General features: G+C 71.0%; 21 protein-coding genes. 3 read left to right on the forward strand and 18 right to left on the reverse strand.

Going from position 1 to position 22,926, the window contains the following annotated elements; all coding sequences use genetic code 11:
• Positions 1-19: 19 nt before the first annotated feature.
• From ET989_RS04220 to ET989_RS04260, 9 genes are all read right to left on the reverse strand, one after another.
• Positions 20-799, reverse strand: coding sequence for an alpha/beta fold hydrolase (locus ET989_RS04220; protein WP_165490026.1), 780 nt, complete (start codon positions 797-799; stop codon positions 20-22).
• A 2-nt stretch (positions 800-801) separates the two neighbouring features.
• On the reverse strand, positions 802-1,611 hold the full coding sequence (locus ET989_RS04225) for a thymidylate synthase (protein ID WP_131167316.1): 810 nt from the start codon (positions 1,609-1,611) through the stop codon (positions 802-804).
• The gene (rdgB, locus tag ET989_RS04230) at positions 1,608-2,243 is read right to left on the reverse strand and encodes an RdgB/HAM1 family non-canonical purine NTP pyrophosphatase (protein ID WP_131167471.1); all 636 of its coding nucleotides are present in this window, start codon (positions 2,241-2,243) and stop codon (positions 1,608-1,610) included. Before rdgB ends, ET989_RS04225 begins: the two co-directional genes overlap by 4 nt.
• A complete protein-coding gene (rph, locus tag ET989_RS04235; RefSeq protein ID WP_277751342.1) occupies positions 2,243-3,004 on the reverse strand; it encodes a ribonuclease PH in 762 nt (253 codons plus the stop codon). The genes rdgB and rph overlap by 1 nt, the downstream gene beginning before the upstream one ends.
• 5 nt (positions 3,005-3,009) lie before the next feature.
• A complete protein-coding gene (locus ET989_RS04240) occupies positions 3,010-4,764 on the reverse strand; it encodes a glycoside hydrolase family 3 protein (RefSeq protein ID WP_131167318.1) in 1,755 nt (584 codons plus the stop codon).
• Between the two features lie 77 nt (positions 4,765-4,841).
• Complete coding sequence (locus tag ET989_RS04245; RefSeq protein ID WP_131167319.1) at positions 4,842-5,495, reverse strand: LutC/YkgG family protein; 654 nt, start codon at positions 5,493-5,495, stop codon at positions 4,842-4,844.
• A complete protein-coding gene (locus ET989_RS04250; RefSeq protein WP_131167320.1) occupies positions 5,492-7,021 on the reverse strand; it encodes a LutB/LldF family L-lactate oxidation iron-sulfur protein in 1,530 nt (509 codons plus the stop codon). The genes ET989_RS04245 and ET989_RS04250 overlap by 4 nt, the downstream gene beginning before the upstream one ends.
• Positions 7,018-7,800 carry a (Fe-S)-binding protein gene (locus tag ET989_RS04255; RefSeq protein WP_131167321.1) on the reverse strand — a complete coding sequence of 261 codons (783 nt, stop codon included), beginning with the start codon at positions 7,798-7,800 and terminating at the stop codon, positions 7,018-7,020. Before ET989_RS04255 ends, ET989_RS04250 begins: the two co-directional genes overlap by 4 nt.
• A gap of 17 nt (positions 7,801-7,817) precedes the next feature.
• Positions 7,818-9,488, reverse strand: coding sequence for an L-lactate permease (locus ET989_RS04260; protein WP_131167322.1), 1,671 nt, complete (start codon positions 9,486-9,488; stop codon positions 7,818-7,820).
• Positions 9,489-9,686: 198 nt separating this feature from the next.
• On the opposite strand from ET989_RS04260, the gene ET989_RS04265 reads away from it, so the two are divergent.
• Positions 9,687-10,385, forward strand: a complete 699-nt coding sequence (locus tag ET989_RS04265; RefSeq protein ID WP_206662220.1) for a FadR/GntR family transcriptional regulator — start codon at positions 9,687-9,689, stop codon at positions 10,383-10,385.
• 86 nt (positions 10,386-10,471) lie between these two features.
• Here ET989_RS04265 and ET989_RS04270 read toward each other — a convergent pair whose 3' ends face one another.
• The 7 genes from ET989_RS04270 to clpS form a co-directional block, all read right to left on the reverse strand.
• Positions 10,472-13,312, reverse strand: a complete 2,841-nt coding sequence (locus ET989_RS04270) for an FAD-binding and (Fe-S)-binding domain-containing protein (protein ID WP_131167324.1) — start codon at positions 13,310-13,312, stop codon at positions 10,472-10,474.
• Positions 13,313-13,441: 129 nt separating this feature from the next.
• Entirely contained in the window at positions 13,442-14,254 is an 813-nt protein-coding gene (gene murI / locus ET989_RS04275; RefSeq protein WP_131167325.1) for a glutamate racemase, read from the reverse strand.
• Between the two features lie 11 nt (positions 14,255-14,265).
• Entirely contained in the window at positions 14,266-14,493 is a 228-nt protein-coding gene (locus ET989_RS04280; protein WP_131167326.1) for a MarR family transcriptional regulator, read from the reverse strand.
• Positions 14,490-16,538 (reverse strand): ferrous iron transport protein B, encoded by a 2,049-nt coding sequence (gene feoB / locus ET989_RS04285; protein ID WP_241656207.1) that lies wholly within the window; start codon positions 16,536-16,538, stop codon positions 14,490-14,492. Before feoB ends, ET989_RS04280 begins: the two co-directional genes overlap by 4 nt.
• Entirely contained in the window at positions 16,535-16,768 is a 234-nt protein-coding gene (locus ET989_RS04290; protein ID WP_206662222.1) for a FeoA family protein, read from the reverse strand. Before ET989_RS04290 ends, feoB begins: the two co-directional genes overlap by 4 nt.
• A gap of 94 nt (positions 16,769-16,862) precedes the next feature.
• Positions 16,863-17,417 carry a DUF2017 domain-containing protein gene (locus ET989_RS04295; protein ID WP_165490027.1) on the reverse strand — a complete coding sequence of 185 codons (555 nt, stop codon included), beginning with the start codon at positions 17,415-17,417 and terminating at the stop codon, positions 16,863-16,865.
• Positions 17,414-17,725, reverse strand: a complete 312-nt coding sequence (clpS, locus tag ET989_RS04300; RefSeq protein ID WP_131167328.1) for an ATP-dependent Clp protease adapter ClpS — start codon at positions 17,723-17,725, stop codon at positions 17,414-17,416. Before clpS ends, ET989_RS04295 begins: the two co-directional genes overlap by 4 nt.
• Positions 17,726-17,754: 29 nt before the next feature.
• On the opposite strand from clpS, the gene ET989_RS04305 reads away from it, so the two are divergent.
• Together ET989_RS04305 and ET989_RS04310 are read left to right on the forward strand one after the other, a co-directional pair.
• Positions 17,755-19,098, forward strand: a complete 1,344-nt coding sequence (locus ET989_RS04305) for a nicotinate phosphoribosyltransferase (RefSeq protein ID WP_131167329.1) — start codon at positions 17,755-17,757, stop codon at positions 19,096-19,098.
• The gene (locus tag ET989_RS04310) at positions 19,098-19,667 is read left to right on the forward strand and encodes an isochorismatase family protein (protein WP_131167330.1); all 570 of its coding nucleotides are present in this window, start codon (positions 19,098-19,100) and stop codon (positions 19,665-19,667) included. The genes ET989_RS04305 and ET989_RS04310 overlap by 1 nt, the downstream gene beginning before the upstream one ends.
• Before the next feature lie 156 nt (positions 19,668-19,823).
• On the opposite strand, the gene ET989_RS04315 is transcribed toward ET989_RS04310, so the two are convergent.
• Together ET989_RS04315 and malQ are read right to left on the reverse strand one after the other, a co-directional pair.
• Positions 19,824-20,771, reverse strand: coding sequence for an acyl-CoA thioesterase (locus ET989_RS04315; protein WP_131167331.1), 948 nt, complete (start codon positions 20,769-20,771; stop codon positions 19,824-19,826).
• Position 20,772: 1 nt separating this feature from the next.
• On the reverse strand, positions 20,773-22,917 hold the full coding sequence (gene malQ / locus ET989_RS04320) for a 4-alpha-glucanotransferase (RefSeq protein WP_131167332.1): 2,145 nt from the start codon (positions 22,915-22,917) through the stop codon (positions 20,773-20,775).
• Positions 22,918-22,926: the final 9 nt, after the last annotated feature.

Consider the following 22,926-nt stretch of genomic DNA (forward strand, 5'->3'; position numbering starts at 1 on the left):
ACCACGGTCGCGAGCCGGTTCACGGCAGCGGCGCCCGTCCCGCCGCCGCGATGGCCGCGGCGACCACCTCGTCGGCGTGGTCGACGACCACCTGGTGGCTTGCCCCCTCGGCAACGATGATGCCGCCCTCGGCGCCGCTGGCGGCCAGCAGCTCCTCGGCCCACTCCTGCGGGCACAGCGCGTCGTGGTCGCCGCGGACGATGACGAGGCGGCCTCCCATGCCGGCGATGCGCTCCTCGATCGGGTAGCGCACCATCGACGGCAGCAGCTCCAGTGGCCAGCGCAGGCCGGCCATCAGGTAGCCGCGCACCGACACGAGGGCCGCGCCGAAACGCTCGTGGCGCGCGGCCCGGAGGAAATTGCCCAGCACGGCCGGCAGCGAACGCATGCCGGGCGGGACGACCGGGGCGACCAGCACGACGCGCCGCCGGTCGGGGTCGCGGGCGGCTAGCTCGGCGGCGACCTGGGCGCCCATGGAGTGCCCGACGAGCACCGGCTCGGTGATGCCCAGGTCGATCAGGGAGGCGCCCATCACCGAGGCGAACTCGCCGATCGACATCGGGTCGCGCGGGTGCGGGACACCGCCGAAGCCGGGCAGGTCGTAGACCACGACCCGGCCCAGGTGACGCAGCCGGTCGGTCACCTCACGGAAGAGCGACGAGCTGACGCCCAGCCCGTGCACGAGCACGAACGTGAGGTCGTTGGCGTCGCCGGTGACCTCCCACGCGCGGACGCCCTTGTGCCCACGCCCGTAGCGGTGCTCGCGGGCGTCGAGGGCGGGCTCGTCGCGGCGGGGCACCCTCAGACCGCGATCGGGGCCTTGATGCCCGGGTGGGGGTCGTAGCCGACCAGCTCGATGTCGGACAGCTCGAACCGGTCGATCTCGGTGACCGCCGGGTTGAGACGCAGGGTCGGCAGCTCCCGCGGCTCGCGGGACAGCTGCAGGCGGGCCTGCTCCAGGTGGTTGCTGTAGAGGTGCGCGTCCCCGAAGGTGTGCACGAACTCCCCCACCTCCAGGCCGGTGACCTGCGCGACCATGTGGGTCAGCAGCGCGTAGCTGGCGATGTTGAAGGGGACGCCGAGGAACGTGTCGGCGCTGCGCTGGTACATCTGGCACGACAGCTTGCCATCGGCCACGTAGAACTGGAACATCATGTGGCACGGGGGCAGGGCCATGGCGTCGACCTCGGCGGGGTTCCACGCCACGACCACGTGGCGGCGGGAGTCCGGGGCCTCCTTGATCTGCCGGATCACCTGGGCCAGTTGGTCGATGTGGCCGCCGCCCGGCGCCGGCCACGAGCGCCACTGCGCGCCGTAGACGGGACCGAGGTCACCGTTCTCGTCGGCCCACTCGTCCCAGATCGTGATGCCGTTCTCGTGCAGCCAACCGATGTTGGTGTCCCCACGCAGGAACCACAGCAGCTCACCGAAGATCGAGCGGGTGTGGAGCTTCTTGGTGGTCAGCAGCGGGAAGCCCTCGGACAGGTCGAACCGCATCTGGTGGCCGAACACGCTCAGCGTGCCGGTCCCCGTCCGGTCGGTCTTCTCGGCCCCGGTCTGGAGGATGCGGCGCAGCAGCGCCAGGTACTGCTCGTCGGCGTGGTTGGTCATGCCCCTCCTCGCGCGGCTGGGCCTGTCGAGGCCCGGTTCATCTCCGCGATCCTGGCCACCATCGCCCGGACGGCCTTGCCGCGGTGGCTGATCGCGTCCTTCCCCTCGGGGGTCAGGTGCGCGTTCGTGACGTCCTCGCCCTCGGCGACGAAGATCGGGTCGTAGCCGAACCCGTTGCTACCCGACTCGGCGTGGGCCAGGCGGCCCTCCAGGGTCTCGCGCAGCACGTGCTCGGTCCCGTCGGGCAGCACGAGCGCGACCGCGCACACGAAACGGGCGGTCCGCAGGGGGTCGGGCACGTCGTCGACCTGCGCCAGAACCAGCCGGCGGTTGGCCTCGTCGGACGCCTTGGCCCCGGCCCAGCGGGCGGTGCGGACGCCGGGCATCCGGTTCAGCACGTCCACCTCGAGGCCGGAGTCGTCGGCCAGCGCGGGCAGGCCCGTGGCGGCGGCCGCGGCGCGCGCTTTGATCAGCGCGTTCCCCTCGAAGGTGAGCTCGGTCTCCTCCGGTTCGGGGTACACGCCGACCTCGTCCAGCCCGACCACGACCAGGCCGTCGCCCGCGGCGTCCGCGATGCGGCGCAGCTCGGCGAGCTTCTTGGGGTTGTGGGTGGCCAGCACCACGCGGTCGATCACCGGGCCAGGGCCTCTGCCTGCAGGCGGGTCAGCTCGGCGCAGCCGACGGCGCCGAGGTCGAGCAACTGGTCCATGACGGCACGGTCGAAGGGCTCGCCCTCGGCGGTGCCCTGCACCTCGATGAGCTTCCCGTCTCCGGTCATGACGATGTTCATGTCGACCTCCGCCGCCGAGTCCTCCTCGTACGGCAGGTCGAGCACGGCCAGTCCGTCCACGACGCCGACGCTGATGGCGGCCACCGAACCCTTGAGCGGCTCACCCTTGAGAGCGCCTCGCCCGCGCAGGAAGGACACGGCGTCGGCGAGCGCCACGTAGGCGCCCGTGATGGACGCCGTGCGCGTGCCGCCGTCGGCCTGCAGCACGTCGCAGTCGATGACGATCGTGTTCTCGCCGAGGGCCTCGTAGTCGATGACCGCGCGCAGCGCGCGGCCGATCAGGCGGGAGATCTCGTGGGTGCGGCCGCCGACCTTGCCCTTGCGGGACTCGCGGTCCGACCGGGTGTGGGTCGAGCGCGGCAGCATCTCGTACTCCGCGGTCACCCAGCCCTTGCCCTGCCCCTTCAGCCAGCGCGGGACGCCCTCGGTCACCGACGCTGCCACCAGCACGCGGGTCTTGCCGAACTCGACGAGCACCGAACCTTCGGCATGGTCGAGCCAGTTGCGCGTGAAGCGCACCTGTCGGAGCTGGTCGGGGCGGCGTCCATCAAAGCGTTCAGTCACGGCCGACACCCTACCGGCGCAATCTGACCGGGGCGTCAGCCGCGTCACATGTGGGTGTCGGCCAAGCCGCAGAACACGTCGGTGGACGCCGTGCCCTGGAACTCGCTCTTGCCCTCCAGCTTGTCGAGCACCGCCTCGACCGTATGCGGCTGGTGGTCGTAGGCGTTGACGAACGTCTTCACCTGCGGAACGTCGGCCAGGTGGTACGGGCAGGCCACCGACACAAACACCGTCGGGATCTCGTGGACGTACCACGGGATGTCAGGGGTGCCCTTCGAGGCCGGCCAGTAGACGCGCTCCGTGGGCTGCATGAGGCCGTTGACCTGGGCGACCGATATGACGAGGTCGTAGTTGTCGGTGATCGCCGAGATCGGTGCCTTGCCGGCGTAGGCAGCCAGGACGACCTTCGCGGCCTCCTCCGGCGGCAGGCCCTCGAGTTTGTCGGTCAGGGACACGTACAGGTCGACGTCGTAGCCGCGCTCGCGCATGAGGTCGGCCAGGATCTGGGCGCCGCCGGGTCCCTTGCTGTGCCACATGGGGTTCTTCGGGCCCATCACCGGGATGATCCAGACGCGCTTGTGCTTCTCGGGGCTGATGGGCAGCACGCCGTCGTCGGTGTTCTTGACCAGCGTGACGGCCTTGTCGGAGATCTCACGCGCGATGGCGAGGTGCTCGGGCAGCCCGATCTTGGCCATCGCCTCCTCCTTGGGGGGCAGGATGTCGGCCTTGTCGGCGATCTTGTGCAGCCCGATCTTCGCCTTCAGGCCGAGGGTGCGGGTGATGGCCTCGTCGAGGCGCTCGCGCGTGAGGCGGCCGTCACGCAAGGCGTCCATCATCCAGCCGAAATCCTCGTCGGGGTCGTTGAAGAACAAGAACAGGTCGCAACCGGCCATGATCGCCATCGGCAGGATGTCGCGGCGCTTGGCAAAGGCGGTCATGCCGACCATGTGCGAGGCGTCGGTCACCACCACACCGTTGAAGCCGAGCTTGCCGCGCAGCAGGTCGGTGGTGATCTCCTTGCTCAGCGTCGCCGGGGTGAACTCGTTGGAGTCGGGCGCGAAGTGCTTCTGATAGCTGGGCAGGGCGATGTGCCCGGCCATGATGGACGGCAGGCCCGCCTCGATGAGCCCGGAGTAGACCTTGCCGAAGGTGGCATCCCACTCCTCCATCGAGTACCAGTTGGGCGCCGAGCTCAGGTGTTGGTCGCGCTCGTCGATGCCGTCGCCGGGCCAGTGCTTGGCGGCCGGCATGATGTTGGACTCCATGATCCCGCGCATGTACTCGAGGCTCAGCTCGAGGGTCTGGTCGGGGTCGGCCGACCACGTGCGCACGCTCACGATGGGGTTGCGCCAGTTGCGGTAGATGTCGACGATCGGGGCGAAGCTCCAGTTGCAGCCGATAGCGGCCGCCTCGATGCCCGAGATGCGGCCGAGCTCGTAGGCGTACTTCTTGTCGCCGGTGGCGGCGACCTTGATCTCCCAGCCGACGTAGGTGCCCTCGGGCGCGGCTCCGTTGCCGCCGGCCTCGGTGTTGGCCGCAATCAGCATCGGGATCTTCGACTTGGTCTGCAGGATGTGGTTCTGGTCCCAGATCTCGGCGGCGGGGCCGGGCTGGTAGCGCACGGCGGCGATGTGGTACTTCTGCACCATCTCGGTGAGGTACCCCTCGTCGCGCGAACTGCCCATGTTGACGAAGAGCTGGCCGACCTTCTCCTCGTCGGTCATGTTCGCCACGGTGTCCTCCACCCAGGCGATCGCGTCGGCGTCCAGGTTGAACGGCTGGACGGTCAGGTCGACCATGGCTGCTCCTTCGGATCGGGGAATCTGCTCCCCACGATGTCAGGATTCCGACCGCCCCGCCGGTTGTTGCACCACGTTTACACGGCGACGAGGACGTGCAGCGTCCGGGGGCCGTGAACGCCCTCCACACGGTTGAGCTCGATGTCGCTGGTCGCGCTCGGGCCCGACACCCAGGTGAGCGGCAGGCCCTCGGCGACCGACGCCGCCAGGCGCCCCACGGCCTCGGGCACATCGGTGACGACCTGATCGGCCCGCACCACGCACACGTGCCGGTCAGGCACCAGGGTGAGCGCGCGGCGTCCCTGGTCGGGCCGGTGGTCGAGCACGAACGTGCCGGTCTCGGCGATCCCGACCGCCGCGGCGGTCACCACCGCGTCGACCCGGTTGAGCTCGTCGTGGGACAGGGCAGGTTCGTCGGACAGCACCTCCAGGCCGGACGCCTCGACGGCGGCCCGCCACGCGGCCTCGATGCCCACGGGGAGGACGACGGTCGTGGCGCCGGTGTCGCGCAGGTGCCGCACGACGGCCTCCGGGACGTCGGCCACGGGCACGCGCTCGACGACCGCGCGGTAGTCCTCGACGCGCTCGACGAACAGGCCGAGCACGTCGGCGATGTCGGTGGCGCGGCCGTACTGCCAAGCGACCGGCACGTCACGGGCCGGGTCGGTTTCGGTCACGTCGCGCAGTGCGGTGCGGATGCGGCCGAGGATCTCGTCACGGGCGGTGCTCATCGCTGCCCACCTCTCGTCTTGTCGGACGTCTTGTCGAACTGGGCGCGGAAGGACGCCGTGGGTGGCATCGGGACGTTGCGGGCACGCAGCCAGCGGGAGAGCCCCGGGACGGGCCAGTTGCCGATATGACCGATGGCCCTGCCGCCGACGAGGCCGAAGACGTTCGCCGCCCGCTGCATCAGGGCGAGGCGTCGGGCATCGCCCATCAGCCAGCCGCCGCCCTTCATCAGGACCGACTCCAGGTGCGGCTTGCGACCAGCCTCGGCCTTCTTGGCCTCGACGATGCGGTGCCGCTGCTGGACCAGAATGTCGGAGATCGGGATCTTCACCGGGCACACGTCGTCGCACGCGCCGCACAAGGTGGAGGCGAACGGCAGGGACCGGTCGACCGCCGACTCAACCCCGCGCAGCTGCGGGTTGAGGATCGCGCCGATGGGACCGGGGTAGACCGAGCCGTAGGCGTGGCCGCCCACCTTCTCGAAGACGGGGCAGATGTTGAGGCACGCCGAGCAGCGGATGCACCGCAGCGCGGCACGCCCGCTGGGGTCGGCCAGGGCGCGGGTGCGGCCGTTGTCGACGAGCACGACGTGCACGTCCTGAGTGCCGTCCCCGGGGGTCGGGCCGGTCCAGATCGTGGTGTAGGGGTTCATCCGCTCGGCGGTCGAGCTGCGCGGCAGCAACTGCAGGAACACCTCCAGGTCGGCGAAGGTCGGCACGACCTTCTCGATGCCGACCACCGAGATCAGGGTCTGCGGCAGGGTCAGGCACATCCGCCCGTTGCCCTCGGACTCCACCACGACCAGCGAACCGGTCTCGGCCACGGCGAAGTTGGCCCCTGACACGGCAACCCTCGCGCGCAGGAACTTGTCGCGCAGGTGGGTGCGGGCCGCGTTGGCGAGGCGCCCGGGGTCGTCGTCGAGGCCCTCGGGGGGCGGGGTGCCATAGCGGCCCATCTCCTCGAGGAAGATGTCGCGCACCTCGGTGCGGTTGCGGTGGATGGCAGGCACCAGGATGTGGCTGGGCCGGTCGTGGCCCAGTTGCACGATGAGTTCGGCCAGGTCGGTCTCCCAGGCCGCGATCCCGGCCCCCTCCAGAGCCTCGTTGAGGTCGATCTCCTGGGTGGCCATCGACTTGACCTTGACGACCTCGTCGGAGCCGGTGGCCCGGATGAGATCGATGATGATGCGGTTGGCCTCCTCCGCGTCGCGCGCCCAGTGCACGGTCGAGCCGGCCCTGGTGAGGTTCTCCTCGAGCTGGACCAGCCAGGTGTCGAGGTGGCGGGCCACGCGGTTCTTGACGGCCTCGCCGGCCGAACGGAGGTCCTGCCAGTGGTCGAGCTCGGCCACCACGCGCTGCCGCTTCGTGCGGATGGTGTGGGTGGCGTGGCGCAGGTTGGCCCGCTGGGTGTCCTTGCCCAGCTCGCGGATCGCGGCCTGCGGGAACGGCGGGCTGTCGATGAGCGCTCCCTCGGGCGGGGCCGGGGTGAGGCGCACCCGGGTCGGCATGCCGAGGTTGGTGGTGGTCATCGGGCCCTCCCCGCGGTCGTGGCGGATGCCGTGGTCGGCTGTTCGCGCGTGCTGACGAGCACGTCGGCCAGGTGGATGGTGCGGGCCCGGTCGCCGCGGCGTCCGAGAACCCCACCGATGTTGAGCAGGCAGGCGTTGTCGCCGGCGACGACGAACTCCGCACCGGTCGAGACCACGTGGTCGGCCTTGTCGGTGGCCATGGCGATCGACACGTCGGGGTTCTTCAGCGAGAACGTGCCGCCGAAGCCGCAGCACTGCTCGGCGTCGGGCAGCTCACGCAGTTCGATCCCCTCGACGGCCCGGAGCAGGCGCAGGGGCCGGTCCCCCACCTTCGCGACCCGCAGCGAGTGGCAGGTCGGGTGGTAGGTGACCGGGTGCGGGAACCACGCCCCCACGTCGACGGTACCGAGCACGTCGACGATGAACTCGCTCAGGTCATAGACCCGTGGCGTCAGCTCCCCCACCGCCCGTTCCAGGCCGGCGTCCCCGGCGTGCCGGGCCAGCATCGGATGCTGGTGGCGCACCGCGCCGACGCACGACCCGGAGGGCCCGACCACGTAGTCGAACGTGTCGAATGCCTCGACGAATGTGCGCACACTCGGCACAGCCTCGTCGAAGTAGCCGGTGTTGGTGAACATCTGCCCGCAGCAGGTCTGCTGGCGGGGGAAGACCACGGTGCAACCGAGACGTTCCAGGAGGCGGCGGACGGCGTCCGGCGTGCCGGGGAACATCGTGTCGTTCACGCAGGTGGCGAAGAGCGCGACGGTGGGGCCAGCCATGTTCGGGCTTCCTTTCCTCAGGGGAGCATCCAGCTCAGGACGGGGGTGGATTGCAGCCCGACGAGGATGCACAGGACCAGCAGCAGGCCCAGGCTCCAGCGGATCGCGGTGCGGAAGATGTCGGACTCCTTGCCGACCAGGCCGACCGCGGTCGCGGCGATGGCGAGGTTCTGCGGGCTGATCATCTTGCCGACCACACCACCGGAGGTGTTGGCGGCCACCAGCAGCGTCGGGTCGATGCCCGCGTTGGTGGCGGCGGTCTGCTGCAGGGTGGCGAACAGGGCGTTGGCCGAGGTGTCCGAGCCGGTGACGGCGGTGCCGATCCAGCCCAGCGTCGGGCTGAGGAAGGCGAAGATCGCGCCAACCGAGGCGATCCAGGTGCCGACGGTGATCGTCTGGCCCGACAGGTTCATCACGTAGGCCAGGGCGAGCACCGAGGCGATGGTGAGGAAGGTCCAGCGCAGCTTGTGCACCATGCGCCCGAAGGTCTTGGCGGCTTCCAGCATCGGCACGCGGTAGACCAGCGCGACCACGATGCCCGACAGCAGCAGCAGCGTGCCCGGCGAGCTCAGCCACTGGAAGTTGTAGATCGTCGAGGAGTTCGGCTTGCCGGCCGCGTTGAGCACGTTGCCGTACAGGCCGGGCCACTGGATCTTCAGGTCGGTCGAGGCCAGGAACGTGGACGCCACCGGCACCAGCTTGGCGATGGTGAACACCACGATGACCAGCAGGTAAGGGAACAACGCCATGCCGATCGCCTTGCGGTCCGGGCGCCGCACCACGGCCTCGTGGTGGCTCAGGTCCAGGGTTGAGACGTAGCCGGCGGCGGTCTCGGCCTCGCGGGTTGCCAAGAGGCGCTCCTTGGCGGCCTCGGTGCCCTTGGGCTTGAACACGCGCAGCGCCAGGACGCCGACCGCGAGGGCACCCAGGGAGGCGATGACGTCGGTGAGCTCGACCGAGATCCAGGTCGAGCTGATCCACTGCAGCACGGCGAAGGACAGGCCCACGGCGAGCAGGACCGGCCAAGTCTCCTTCAGACCGCGGACGCCATCGGCCACGAGGACCAGCAGCAGCGGCACGGCCCAGGCCATGACCGGGGTCTGGTGACCGACGTAGGCGCCGATGGAGTGGTAGTCGATGCCAGTCAGGTTGCCGGCGGTGATGATCGGGATGGCGATGGCGCCGAACGCGACCGGCGCGGTGTTGGCCAGCAGCACGGTCGTAGCGGCGCGCAGCGGTGGGAAGCCGACGGCCATCAGCATGACGCCGGTGATGGCGACGGGCGCGCCGAAGCCGGCGAGGGCCTCCAGCAGGCCGCCGAAGCAGAAGGCGATCAGGACGGCCAGGATGCGCGGGTCGTCGGAGATCAGGTTGAAAGTGCCGCGCAGGTCCTCGAACCGGCCGCTGACGACGGTGATCTCGTAGAGCCAGACGGCGCACAGCACGATCCAGGTGATCGGGAAGATGCCGAACGTCGCGCCCTCGGTGGCGGCGAGCAGGGCGAGCCCGGCGGGCATCTTGAACGCGAAGATGGCCACCAGCAGGGCGACCAGCAGGGCGACGAGCCCGGCGGCGTGAGCCTTCCAGCGCAGCCAGCCGAGGAGGACGAAGATTGTCAGGAGCGGCAGCAAGCCCACCAGGGCGGACAGCCACAGGCTGCCAAGCGGGGCGATCTCGGGTTGGAACATGGGCACCTTTGCGTGTTCAGCGGCCGACCGCCATTGGTCTGACCATACGTCAGTATGGACAGACCAAGTACGCGGGACGCAAGCCCCGGAGCGCGCCGTTATCAATCCGTGATTGTGACGGTCGGACCAATATGCCGCGCCCACGCCGTTGCGGCAGAATGGAACCGAGCCAACAGGGAGGCGGGAGGCGGGAGGCGGGTGAAAGCCTACGAGCTGGCCCTCGACCACATCGAGGAGGGCATCCTGAGCGGCCGCTACGAGGTCGGGTCGATCCTGCCCCCGGAGCGGGAGTTGGCCACCCAACTGGGCATCGGACGCTCTTCGGTTCGCGAGGCCATCCGGGCGCTGGAGTCCCAGGGCGTCCTTGACTCCGCCGTGGGTGCGGGGCCGGCCTCCGGCACGCGCGTCACCAGCGATCAGAGCAGGGCGCTGACCCGCCTGCTGAAGCTGCACGTCTCGCTGGGCAAGTATCCGGTCGACGACGTCGTCGAGGCCCGGGTGTCCCTGGAGCGGGGATCCGCTGCGCTCGCCTCGACGCACGCCACCGCGGACGCGCTGGCCCGACTGGCGGAGGTCGTGGAGGCCATGGAGGCGGCCGAGTCCATCGCGGAGTTCAGCCCGCTCGACACCGGCTTCCACGTCCTGATCGCCGAGGTCAGCGAGAACACCCTGATCAGCGACCTGACCCGGGCTGTGCGCGAGGCCCTGCTGCAACCGATCGCGAGGGCGTCCGCCCGCATGGCGGACTGGCCGGGCTTCCGCGACGGGCTCAACGAGCAGCACCGCCGGATCTTCGCCGCGATCCAGGCCGGCGACCCCGACGCGGCCGCCGACCTGATGGAGCACCACATCCGGCACGCGTACTCGATCCTGCCGATGAACGGGGCGATGCCCTGATGCCATACCCGCGGCCCTGGGGTTGAGCGCCGAGGGACTCGGTCCGTACGCGTGCGGCCGCCGTGAGCGCCTGCGGACAGGCGCCCCTAGCCGGTCAGCTCCGCGAGCAGCTCCAGGGCGTGGCGGTAGGTTCGCCCCGTCGCCCGCGACATGCCCAGCTCGCACGTGCGGTTGCTGGACAGGTACGCGTCGTAGCGCCGCTCCCCCACCTCCGCGGCCTCCAGGTGCGAGGCGGACGCCGTGAGCTCGGGATGCAGCATCCCCCGGTCTCCGGCGAAGCCGCAGCACCCGGCCGCCCCCGGCACGACCACGTCCTCGGCGCAGGCCCGCGCCACCGCCAGCAAGTGCGGCAGGTCCCCCGCATGCCGGTCGGAGCAGGTCGGGTGCAGCACGGCCGAGGGAATGCGGCTGCGCACCGTCAGGTGCGGCAGCAGGTGTTCCGCGGCGTAGGCCACCGAGTCGACGATGCGCACCGTGCTGAACCGCTGCGCCAGCTCGTGGAGACCGACCTTCTCGAGGTCGGACGCCACCTCGTGCAGCCCGTGGGTGCACGAGCTCGCATCGGTCACCACCGGCACCTCACCCTCGCGCGTGGCGCGCAGCAGGGCCGACGCCGTGCGCTGCGCCATGGCCGCCAACCCGTCGGTCAGGCCCTTGGAGCGCCACACGGTCCCACAGCACAGGCCCGCGATGTCCTCCGGCACGTGGACGCCCACCCCCGCGCGGTCGCACAGGGCCAGGAAGGCGCGCCAGGCGCCCATCCGGGAGCCCTGGGGCGGGGGGTCAGCAGGGCCGAAGATCTCATTGAGGCAGGAGGCGAACAGCACGACCTCGCCCGGGGCCGAGCGCTCCGGTGATCGGCGCGGCGCGCCCGGGCCGGGCAGGTCGTCGCCGACGCGCGGGATCAGGTCGGTGGGCAGCACGCGGCGGGCGACGTCTGTGACTGCCGAGAGCACCGGCGCCGGGATCACCGAGGCCGCCCCCATGCCGAGACGCAGGCCCTTCACGGTGGTGGCCCAGTTGTTGGCCAGCGTGAGGGCCACCTTCTGGGAGACCGGCGTCTGCGCCTCCTTGCGGAAGCCCTTCATGACCTTGCCGGTGTCGATGGAGACCGGACAGTTGAGCAGGCACAGCGAGTCGGCGGCGCAGGTCTCGACCGCGTCGTAGCCGAAGTCGGCCTCGATAGCAGCGCGTCGCCCGGGGTCGGCGGCGGCCATCTCGCGCATCAACGCGATGCGTTGGCGCGGTGTGGTGGTGAGGTCGCGCGAGGGGCAGACGGGCTCGCAGTAGCCGCACTCGACGCACCGGTCCACGGCCTCGTCAACCAGCTCGGGCAGCTTGAGGTCACGCAGGTGGAGTTGGGCGTCCTCGGTGATGATGACGCCGGGGTTGAGCACCCCCTCCGGGTCGAACAGCGCCTTGAGCTCGCGCATCACGCGGTAGAGCTCCGCGCCGAACTGGCGCTCGACGAAGGGGGCCATGATGCGGCCGGTGCCGTGCTCGGCCTTCAGCGAGCCATCGGCGGCCAGGACGAGGTCGACCAGTTCGTCGCTGAAGCGGACGTAGGTCTCGACCTGCGCGGGGTCGCGCAGGTCGGGGTTGATCATGAAGTGCAGGTTGGCGTCCTTGGCGTGGCCGAAGATCACCGCGTCGTCGTAGCCGTGGCGTACGCACAGGGCCTGGATCTCCCCCACCGTGCCGGTGAGGGCGGGCATGGGGACGACGACGTCCTCGAGCAGCGCCGTCGAGCCGGGTGGCCGTGCGCCCGCGACCGCCGTGTAGAGGCCCTTGCGGACGACCCACGCCTGGGCGCGCTCGGTCGCGTCGGTGGAGAACGCGTACGGCTTCGGGAGCGGGGTGAGGCCGCCGAGGCCGGCCACGATGCGGGACAGTCCGGCCACGGTGCCGGCGAGTTCCGCGGGCTCCTCGGAGCGGGCCTCGACCAGCAGTGCGGTGTGCTCGGCCACGTCGAGCCCCACCAGGGCCGGGACGACGGTGGCGAGGCTCTGCGCCACGCGCAGTGACGCCGCGTCCATGAGTTCGGCGGTGGCCGCCCCGGCGGCGACCAGGCCGGGCAGGGCGGCTGTGGCGTGGTCGATCCGGTCGAACACCAGCAGCGTGGTGGCCAGGTGGGCGTAGTTGGGCACGGTGTTGAAGGTCGCCGACAGGATGAACCCGAGCGTTCCCTCGGAGCCGACCATGAGGTGGGCCAGGATCTCGGCGGGGGTGTCGAAGTCGAGGAAGGCGTTCACGCCGTAGCCCATGGTGTTCTTCATCGAGAACTGGTGGGTGATGCGTCGCACCGAGTCGGGGTTGCCGCGCACGCGGTCGCGCAGCCGCTGCAGGCCCTCGAACAACTCCGGCTCGGCGGCGCGCAGCCGCTCGTCGGCGTCGGGGGCAGCGGTGTCGATCCGGGTGCCCGACAGCAGGACGACCTCGAGACCGGCAAGGGTGCGGTAGGTGTTGGCGGTCGTGCCGCACGACATGCCCGAGGAGTTGTTGGCCACCACGCCGCCGATCGTGCAGGCGACTTCTGAGGCGGGGTCGGGGCCCAGCGCCCGGCCGTACGGCGCGAGGGCAGCGTTGACCGCCCGCACGGTCGCCCCCGGTTGGCAGCGGACGCGCGCGCCGGCGTCCAGCACCTCGACGCCGCGGAAGCCGCGCCGGGTGTCGATGAGGACGCCGTCGGTCTGGGCCTGCCCCGACAGGGAGGTGCCGCCGGAGCGGAACGTGACGGGGACGCCGTGCCGCGCCGCGAGGCGAACCGCCTCGGCCACGTCGCCGCCGTCGCGCGCGGTGACGACCACGCGGGGCTGCAACAGGTAGTGGGAGGCGTCGTGCGCCATCCTGGCCAGGTCGAGGGGGCGGTCGGCCACCTGGTCGTCGCCCAGTCGGAGTCGAAGGTCGGTCGTCAGCGCCGTGCTCATGGGGAACTCCATTCGCCACCCGCTCCGCTGCGGGTTTTGGTCTGACCATTATGGGCACCAAGTCAGCCGCCCCGTCAACCCAGGTGCGCGTCGTGGGCGGGTCCTGTCGCGCGGGCAAGCCCGCGCGGGTCACCGGGCGATCGTGAAGACCTGCCGGACGCCCGCGACGAAGTCGCCGCCCATCAGGCGGGCACCGATCCCCTCGAACTGGGCGGGGTCGCCGGTGGTCAGGAACTGCCGGGACGCCGTGCGCGGCAGGTCGTGCACCAGGTCGAGGTCGGTGAGGGTCTGGTAGGTCTCGCGGGCGCACTCGTCGGCGCTGCTGACCAGGGTGACGCGGTCCCCCAGCACGTAGCTGATCAGGCCGGCGAGCAACGGGTAATGGGTGCAGCCCAGGATGAGGGTGTCGACGTCGGCGAACTGCAGCGGGGCCACGTACTGGCGGGTGATGTCGAGCAGCTCAGGGCCGCCGGTGATCCCCCGCTCGACGTACTCGACGAACAGCGGGCACGGCGCCGTGGTCAAGGAGACGTCCGGCACCGCGGTCAGGGCGTCGTCGTAGCTCAGTGCGTTGGCGGTGGCGACCGTGCAGATCACGCCGACCCGCCCGTTGCGGGTGGCCCGCACCGCGCGCTTGGCGGCCGGCAGGATCACGTCGATCACCGGCACGTCGTAGCGCTCGCGGGCGTCGCGCAGCACCGCCGAGCTCGCCGAGTTGCAGGCGATGACGAGGGCCTTCACGCCCAGCCCGACCAGGTGGTCGAGGCATTCGAGGGCGTACTCGCGCACCTCGGGCAGCGACTTGGGCCCGTACGGCGCGCGGGCGGTGTCGCCCAAGTAGATGATGTCCTCGTTCGGCAGCTGGTCGGTCACGGCGCGCGCGACCGTCAGCCCCCCGAAACCGGAGTCGAAGATGCCGATCGGCCGGTCGATGCCACTCACGAGCGCCGAGCCTACTCCCGCCGTTGGTCGGACGCCGTGCACGCCAGCGCGCACGACCCGCACCCGGCCGAGGGGCAGCCGAACGTCGCGACATTGCGTTCGAGGAGCCCCAGTCGCACGAGGTGGTCGACGGCAGCCGACACCATATCGAGCGACAGCCCGGTGACCCTGGACGCCTCCGCGTGGGTCACGGCTCCGGCGCGGTAGGCGTCCAGCACAGCAGACATGGGTCCGCTCACCAGAACAACCGCCCGACCTGGAAGATCGCCACGGCGCCGACCCAGGCCACCACGAGGCCGATCGCGACGCCGAACACGGCCCACTTCAGGCCGACCTCGCGGCGCTGGGCGGCGAGCGTGGCCACGCAGGGGGTGTAGGCCATGAGGAACCACAGAAACGCCCAGACCGCTGGCAGCGGGTGGCCGCCCGAGGAGCTCTCGAACGCCGCGGCCACCTGGTCGCCGAAGTCGCCGAGGTCCTCGGCACCTTCCTCGGGCTCCTCGACCGCGTACGTCTGGGCCCACGAGCTGATCACGGCCTCCTTGGCGACGAAGCCCACCACGAGCGCGGACGCCGTCTGCCACTGCGCGAAGCCTGCCGGAGCGAACACGGGGGCGATCGTCTGGGCCGCCACGCCGTAGGCGGAGTCGCGGACCGGCACGTCGCCGAACCCGTAGCCCGGCTTGGTCGGGATCGCCTGCAGCAGCCAGACCGCGCACACCGTGACGACGATGATCCCGGACGCCGTGCGCAGGAAGCCCTGCAGGCGCGTCCAGGAGACGGCCGCGGTCAGGCGCGCGGTGGGGGCCTGATAGGGCGGGAGGTCGATCACGAGGGGCTCGGCGCCCATGGTGCGCCAGAGGGTCCGGCGCAGGACCAGTCCGACGCCGACGACCGCGAAGATCGAGGCCAGGTACATCACGAACACGGCCGTACCGGCGGCGCGCTCGAAGAAGATCGTACCGAGCATCACGTAGACGGTGAGCCGGGCGGTGCAGGAGGTGAACGGCACCAGCAGCGACACCAGCACGCGCTGACGCGCGTCACCCAGGATGCGGGTCGCGGCGATCGCCGGCACGTTGCAGCCGAAGCCCACCACGAGCGGCAGGAACGCCTTGCCGGGCAGGCCGATCGTGCGCATGAGGCGGTCGGTCACGACGGCTGCGCGGGCCATGTAGCCGGAATCCTCCAGCAGGGCCAGCAGCACGAACATGAGCGCCATCAGCGGCACGAACGTCAGGAGCATGCCGACGCCGGCGACCAGGCCGTCGACGATCAGGCCTTCGACCCACGTCCCGCCCAGGCCGATCGCCCCGAGGACGGCGGACGCGGCGTCCGAGACCGGGCCGGAGAAGAAGCCGTCGAGCCAGTCCTGCAGGGGCGCGGCCACGGTGGTGGTGACCTGGAAGACCAGCCACATCACCGCGAGGAACAGCAGGGGCCCGGCGACGGGGTGCGTCGCCACGCGGTCGATGCGGTCGGAGGTGCTGACACGCTCGGCGCCGCTGCCGGTCGTGCCGGCGCTCACCGCTGACTCCACCCAGGCGAACCGCTCGTCGTCGCGGGACAGGTCGTCCAGCGCGGGCGTGCCGGTGAGCCGGGGTGCGGGCGTCGGGCGGGCCAGCGCCTCGCGGACCACTCGGGCGAGGTTGTCCAGCCCCTGGCGCCGGCGGGGGTCGAGCACGACGACCGGGCAGCCCAAGGCCTCCGCGAGCGCGTACGAGTCGACCTCGATGTCGGCCTTGCGAGCGACGTCGTTCATCGTCAGGGCGACCACGACCCGGTGGGTGGTCTCGCGGAGCTGCGCGACGAGGTAGAGCGAACGGGCCAGGTGAGCGGCGTCGGCGACGACGACCACGGCGTCCGGACGCTCGGCGACGGGGGCGTCCACGAGCAGCGTGCGGGTGAGTTCCTCGTCGCGGCTGAGCGGGTCGAGGCTGTAGGCGCCGGGCAGGTCGATGAGGGTGAACTCGCTGGTGCGGTTGACCGCACAGTCGCCCGAGCACTCCGTGCAGGCACACACCTTGCCGTCGGGCTTGAAGCGCCACGCACCGCGCCCGACGTCGACGGTGGTGCCGGGCCAGTTCCCGGTGGTGGCGCGCAGGCCGGTCAAGGCGTTGAACAGGGTCGACTTGCCCACGTTCGGGGCGCCCGCGAGGGCGATGATCGGGGCGTCGGCCCCGGCGCCCTCCCCCACCGGGCCGTGGCAGGCTGCACGGACGGTCGGCAGGGCCGGCGCGATCGGCAGGGTCCGGACCGGGCGCGTGGACTGGGGCGCGCTCACGCGACGTCCTCCACCATGAGGTGCGCCAGGACGCCGGCGTCCACGGCGATGCGGCCGCCGTTGACCGACAGGATGCGGCCACCGCCGGCCAGCTTCTGGACGAGGCTGACCCGGACGCCGCGGCGCAGGCCGAGCGACGCGAGGCGCCGCGCGACGTTCGCGTCGGGATGCGTCGCCGTCAGCAGCAGTGGGGCCCCCAGCGGGGCCCGGTCCAGCGTGGTCGGGGTCACGCAGTTAGGTTAGGCTTACTTGGGTACGACGTCCAGTAGTAACGCCCCTTTTCGTTACGCGCCCCGCGTGAAATTCTCCGTCGAGGGCTTGCCCTCAGCCGTGAAGGGCCTCGATCAGGCTCTCCAGCACGAGGCCGAGCCAGTCGTAGAGGGCCACCAGCTGTGTGCGCGGGTCACGGGCGGGCAGGCGCTCCAGTTCGGCGTGGTCGTCCTCCGAATCGATCCCCAGCCGGACGGCCAGGCTCAGCCGGACTCCGTTGAGCGTCTTCAGCCACGCCTCGACGTCGTCGGCGTGCACCACGAGCGGCTCCGCGCCCTCGCGGGTGGCATCCAGCCCGGCCAGCACGACGTCGGAGTCGGCGACCCGCGCGCAGCGCAGGGCCTCCTCGGAGAAGCGCCGGTGCTCGGCCGCGGCGGTCTCGTCGGCGTAGGCGTCCGGGAACAGGCGGGCCACGACGGGGTCGGAGCGGTCCAGCCGGGGGCCCGCGCCCATCTCGCGGGCCCACCTGTCGAAGGGGTCGGACGGCGCGTCGGGTGTTCCTCCCCCGACGAGCTCGACCACCTGGGAGACCAGCGAGGCGATCAGCGCCACCTCGAAGTCGTCCAGCTCGGCGACGAGGTCGTCGCCCTCACGCACGAAGGGGATCACGAATCGCGCTCCAGGGTGGCCCACAGGCCGAACCCGTGCATCGCGTTCACGTGCTGCTCCATCTCCTCGCGCGTGCCGGACGCGACGACGGCCTTGCCCTCGGTGTGCACCTGCATCATCAGGCGGTTCGCCTTGGCCCTGTCGAACTTGAAGTAGGAGACGAACACGTGCGTGACGTAGCTCATCAAGTTGACCGGGTCGTCCCAGACGATGGTGACCCAGGGGGTCAGCGCCAGCGCCTCGTCGGCGGGGCGTTCGGCCACGGCGGTGCCCGACGCTGGCCGGATGGGCACGACGGGCGAGGACATGGCGTCCATTGTGTCACTAGTCTGAAACCATGCTGGAGACGACAGCCCTGCTCACCGACCACTACGAGCTGACCATGGTGCAGGCCGCCATGGGCTCGGGTACGGCGTTCCGCCGCTCGGTCTTCGAGCTGTTCCCCCGCCGCCTGCCCGAGGGCCGCCGGTACGGCGTCGTGGCCGGCACGGGCCGCGCGCTCGACGCCGTCGAGAACTTCCGCTTCGACGACGAGACGGTGTCGTTCCTGCGCGAGGCGAAGGTCGTCAACGACGAGGTCGCGCAGTGGCTGTCGACCTACCGGTTCAGCGGCGACATCTGGGGCTACCCCGACGGCGAGATCTACTTTCCGGGCTCGCCGATCATGGTGGTCGAGGGCACGTTCGCCGAGGCCGTCGTTCTGGAGACGGTCCTGCTCAGCATCTTCAACTACGACTCCGCCGTCGCCTCGGCCGCGTCCCGCATGACCGCGATGGCCGGCGACCGCCCCTGCATCGAGATGGGCTCGCGCCGCACGAACGAGTGGTCCGCTGCCGTCGCCGCGCGCGCCGCCTACATCGCGGGCTTCGCGTCCACCTCCAACCTCGAGGCCGGCCGGACGTTCGGCGTCCCGACCGCGGGCACGGCCGCGCACAGCTTCACCCTCCTGCACGACACCGAGGAGGACGCCTTCCGCTCCCAGCTCGCGGCCCTTGGCAACAACACCACCCTGCTGGTGGACACCTACGACGTGATCGAGGCCGTCAAGAAGGGCGTCGAGCTGACGAACGGACGCCTCGGCGCCGTCCGCCTCGACTCGGGCGACCTGCTCACCCAGGCCGTGGATGTCCGCAGGCTGCTCGACTCCCTCGGCGCGGTGAACACCCGCATCATCGTCACCTCCGACCTGGACGAGTTCCAGATCGCCGCCCTGCGCGCCGCCCCGGTCAACGGCTACGGCGTGGGCACGCAACTGGTCACCGGCTCGGGCGCCCCGACCTGCGGGTTCGTCTACAAGCTCGTCTCCCGCGCCGACTCCGAGGACCCGGCCGCCCCGCTCGAGCCCGTCGCCAAGAAGTCGCTCAACAAGGGGTCGGTCGGCGGCCGCAAGTTCGCTCTGCGCCGGCTGGACGCCAACGGCATCGCCGAGGCGGAGGTCATCGGCGTGGGCGCCCCGCCCGAGGGCGACACCAACGACCGCCCGCTGCTGGTCGAACTGGTGCGCGGCGGCGAGATCGTCGGGCGCGAGCCGCTGTCGGACGCCCGCGAGCGCCACCAGCGCGTGCGCGGTGAGTTGCCCAGCGCGGCGTTCAAGATGAGTAAGGGCTACCCCGCCATCGTCACGATCATGCTCGATGCCGAGGGCGACCAGACCTTCAACCCCTACGCCCCGGAGGCCTGATGCGCGCGCTCATCGTCGTCGACGTCCAGAACGACTTCTGCGAGGGCGGCTCGCTCGCCGTCGCCGGCGGGGCCGCGGTGGCGGCGTCCATCAACGACCTGCTGGTCGGCGACCACGGGTACGACGTCGTCGTGGCCACCCGCGACCACCACATCGACCCGGGCCCCCACTTCTCCGACAGCCCCGACTACGTCGACTCGTGGCCCCCGCACTGCGTCGTCGGGACGCCGGGCGCCGACTTCCATCCCGACCTCGGCGAGCGGGCCTTCGACGGCGTCTTCGACAAGGGCGAGTACTCGGCCGCCTACTCCGGCTTCGAGGGCCGAGACCACGCGCAGGAGGTCACGCTGGCCGACTTCCTCACCGCGCGCGGCGTGGACCAGGTGGACGTCGTCGGCATCGCCACCGACCACTGCGTCAACGCCACCGCCCGGGACGCCGTGGCCGCCGGCTTCGACACCACCGTGCTGCTCGCCTTTACGGCTGCGGTCACCCCCGCCAACACCGCGGCGCTGGTGGAGCAGTGGCAGGACGCCGGCGTCTGGGTCAGCCGGGACACCGGCGACTGACCCGTGCGACACGCCTGAGTGCGCATCCTCGCGAGCGTGCGACAAATCTGGCTGACCCCTCGTGTGCCAGGGCGTTGAAGAGCGCAGCCAGATCTGTCGCACGCGGGCACGGATCAGCACTCAGGGATGTCGCACGCCGCGCAGCCCGTGGCTCCCCTAGTGCTCGTGCGGCTCGCTGCGGCCCAGTCGGGAGCGGATCTCGATGAGGTCCACGGCGTGGCGCTCCAGGGCCCGATCCTCGGGCAGGCGTGGCACCCAGGGGCGCACCGTGACCTCGTGGTCGTCCTCGTCGAGGGCGGTGTACACGATCGTGCAGTGCGTGGTGGTCTGCAGGTCGGTGCCGCGCGGGTCGCCCGAACGCACCCAGACCGACACGTGCATCTCGGCGCCGTCGGTGTAGATGAGGCGGGCATCCACCTCGACGAGGTCGCCGATGTACATGGGCCGGTAGAACCGGAAGCCACCGGCGTAGGTCGCCCGCGCGTGGCCGTGGAAGTACCGCTCGGCGATGAGCTTGCCGGCGGTCATGATCCAGTGCATGACGTAGCCGCCGTGCACCTTGCCGCCCCAGTTGACGTCGGTCGGCGCCGCCAGGAAGCGCAGCGTCTCCCGGCACGTCTCGGTGGCGTCGGAGTACACCTGCAGCGCCATGGCGTCGTCGACCTCGCGGCGCACGGCTGTGAGTATCTGGGCGCGCTCGTTCTCCTCGCGCTCCCAGTCGTCTTCGGGCTCGAAGGGGGGCACGGGCGTGGGCTTGCCGTCGCTGTCCATCGCGACGAACACCAGAAGGCACTGCGTGTTGGTGACGCGCACCTCGTCGCGCGGGTTGTAGCTGGTCACCGTGCAGACGACCTGCAGCGAGGTGCGGCCGGTGTAGACCACCCGAGCCTCGACCTCGACCATGTCACCCACGTTCACGACTCGGTGCAGGTGGATGTTCCCGACGTAGCCGGTCACGCAGTAGTGCCCCGACCAGGCGGCCGCCGCGGCGTACCCCGCCTTGTCGATCCACTCCAGGATCTTTCCGCCCCCGACGTAGCCGCGGACGTTGGCGTCCATCGGCGCCGCCAGGAAACGCAGGGTGACAGACTTCTGCCCGCTCATCTCACCGCCTCCCGATCGCGTGCACGCTGAAGTCGTTCATGACCGCAGCCAGGCGTGCCGCACACTCGGAACGGAAGACCTCCTCCAGCGACAGGGGCTCGCCGTCCGGGCCGGACAGCGGCACCCGCCAGTTGGGGTACTCGTCGACGGTGCCGGGCTGGTTCTGGGTCTTGCGGTCACCCACGGCGTCCGTGAGCGCGGCGCACAGGACGCGGGCGGGTGAGGCGACGATCCAGCGGTGCATGGCGAGCACCTTCTCGGCGACGTCGGACTCCCCCTCGGCCAGGAACCCACGCTCGGTGAGCACCCGGTTCCAGGTGTCGAAGGTGCGCTCGGCCAGGGCGAGCTCCTCGTCCAGGCTCTCGGTGAGCATGCCCAGGAGGTGCTGCAGCCGGATGTGGTCGAGTGCGAGGTAGCCCGCCGTGGGCGGCATGTCGTGGGTGGTGACCGACGCCATGCAGTACTCGCGGTACGCCTCGGGCGGCAGCGGGTTGCCGTCGTCGCCCCGCTCGAACCACGCCACGGACGTGCCGAGGATGCCCCGGTCGCGCAGGTAGTCGCGCACCCACGGCTCGACGGTGCCGAGGTCCTCGCCCACCACGAGCGCGCCGGCGCGGTGCGCCTCGAGCAGCAGGATGCCGACCATGGCCTCGTGGTTGTACCGGACGTAGGCGCCCTCGGTCGGGGGCATGCCTTCGGGGATCCACCACAGGCGGAACAGGCCCATCACGTGGTCGACCCGCAGGCCGCCGGAGTGGCGCAGGTTGCCTGCCACCATGGCGCGGAAGGGCGCGTAGCTCAGCTCCTCCAGGCGGTCCGGACGCCACGGCGCCTGGCCCCAGTCCTGGCCGAGCTGGTTGTAGTGGTCGGGCGGGGCGCCGACGCTGATGCCCTGGGCGAACGCGTCGCCCAGGACCCACGCCTCGGCGCTGGAACGGCTCACCCCGACCGCGAGGTCGCTCATGATGCCGATCCGCATCCCGGCGGCGCGCGCGGCCGACTGCGCCTCGCGCAGCTGGTCGTCGGCCACCCACTGCAGCCAGACGAAGAAGTCGACCTCGCGGGCGTACTGGGCCGCGAAAGCCGCCACCTCGGGCGAGCTGGGCCGCAGGTACTCAGCCGGCCACTCGCGCCAGTTCAGCCCGAACCGGCTGACCAGGACGCACCAGGTGGCGAATTGCGTCAGCGTTCGGCCCTCGCCGCGGACGAAGTTCTCCTTGGCCATCATGCGCACCTCGGACAGACCCTCGTCGTAGATCACGCGCAGGGCGGCGATCTTGGCCTCCCACACGGCGTTGCGCTCGATGCGCTCCGAGCCGGCCAACTCCTTGTCGAGGGCGGCCTTGAGCTGGGCGACCCGCGTCCGCTTGTTCTCGTTCAGGCGTGCGTACTCGGGGATCAGCTCGGGGCGGATGTAGAGCGGGTTCACGTAGCGCCTGGAGCTCGGCAGGTACGGGGAGGGCTCCAGGGGCGGTTCCGGCTGGGCCGCGTGCAGCGGGTTGACCAGTAGGTAGTCGGCGAAGTGCTGCGTGCCCGACCAGGTCGCCAGGTCGCCCAGGTCGACGAGGTCGCCCAGGCCCCACGAGTTCGCCGAACGGACGCTGTACAGCTGAGTGGCGTAGCCCCACACGCGACGGTTGCCCATGGCCGCGGGGAAGCCGAGGAAGTGCGGCGTCACCACCAGGGTCTCCTCGCGGTTGCCGGACGGGGTCTCCAGCACGAGGCGGTGGTAGCCGATCGGCAGGTCGCCGGGGATCACGAAGGTGGCCTCACCGGTCCACTGGCCGTCGACGTCCCGGTCGGGCACATCGTTGTCGACCTGCCACGCCTCGCGGCGTCCGCCCTCCTCCAGGCGCACGTGGACGGAGGCCGGCGAGCCGGCGGGCACGTGGACCCCGATTGCGGTCTCGTTGCCCGCGCGCATGACCGTGCAGGCGGGCAGTGCCCGGCGCCAGGAGCGCAGCGCGTGCTCGGCGAGCGCTTGGTGGGCGGCCTCGTCGGTGGAGGCGTCCACCCCCATCCCGGCCAGGATTCCGACCACCGTGGAGTCTGAGACCTCGGTGAGTCGGCCCTTCCAGTCCCAGAACTCGGTGGAGATGCCGAAGGCGGCGGCGAGGTCCGCGAGCACGCGGTTGATGGAGGGCATGGGCAGCAC

It is taken from the genome of Propioniciclava sinopodophylli (genome assembly GCF_004324755.1).
Classification (GTDB): Bacteria; Actinomycetota; Actinomycetes; order Propionibacteriales; family Propionibacteriaceae; genus Propioniciclava; species Propioniciclava sinopodophylli.

What these genes read in the sequence shown, in the direction of transcription:
- ET989_RS04315 (WP_131167331.1), bottom strand. Translation starts at nt 20,771, where the DNA reads ATGAGCGGGCAGAAGTCTGTCACCCTGCGTTTCCTGGCGGCGCCGATG.
- ET989_RS04270 (WP_131167324.1), bottom strand. Translation starts at nt 13,312, where the DNA reads ATGAGCACGGCGCTGACGACCGACCTTCGACTCCGACTGGGCGACGAC.
- ET989_RS04260 (WP_131167322.1), bottom strand. Translation starts at nt 9,488, where the DNA reads ATGTTCCAACCCGAGATCGCCCCGCTTGGCAGCCTGTGGCTGTCCGCC.
- ET989_RS04245 (WP_131167319.1), bottom strand. Translation starts at nt 5,495, where the DNA reads ATGAGCACCGCCCGTGACGAGATCCTCGGCCGCATCCGCACCGCACTG.
- ET989_RS04225 (WP_131167316.1), bottom strand. Translation starts at nt 1,611, where the DNA reads ATGACCAACCACGCCGACGAGCAGTACCTGGCGCTGCTGCGCCGCATC.
- ET989_RS04250 (WP_131167320.1), bottom strand. Translation starts at nt 7,021, where the DNA reads ATGACCACCACCAACCTCGGCATGCCGACCCGGGTGCGCCTCACCCCG.
- ET989_RS04310 (WP_131167330.1), top strand. Translation starts at nt 19,098, where the DNA reads ATGCGCGCGCTCATCGTCGTCGACGTCCAGAACGACTTCTGCGAGGGC.
- ET989_RS04305 (WP_131167329.1), top strand. Translation starts at nt 17,755, where the DNA reads ATGCTGGAGACGACAGCCCTGCTCACCGACCACTACGAGCTGACCATG.
- clpS (WP_131167328.1), bottom strand. Translation starts at nt 17,725, where the DNA reads ATGTCCTCGCCCGTCGTGCCCATCCGGCCAGCGTCGGGCACCGCCGTG.
- ET989_RS04240 (WP_131167318.1), bottom strand. Translation starts at nt 4,764, where the DNA reads ATGGTCGACCTGACCGTCCAGCCGTTCAACCTGGACGCCGACGCGATC.
- malQ (WP_131167332.1), bottom strand. Translation starts at nt 22,917, where the DNA reads ATGCCCTCCATCAACCGCGTGCTCGCGGACCTCGCCGCCGCCTTCGGC.
- ET989_RS04255 (WP_131167321.1), bottom strand. Translation starts at nt 7,800, where the DNA reads ATGGCTGGCCCCACCGTCGCGCTCTTCGCCACCTGCGTGAACGACACG.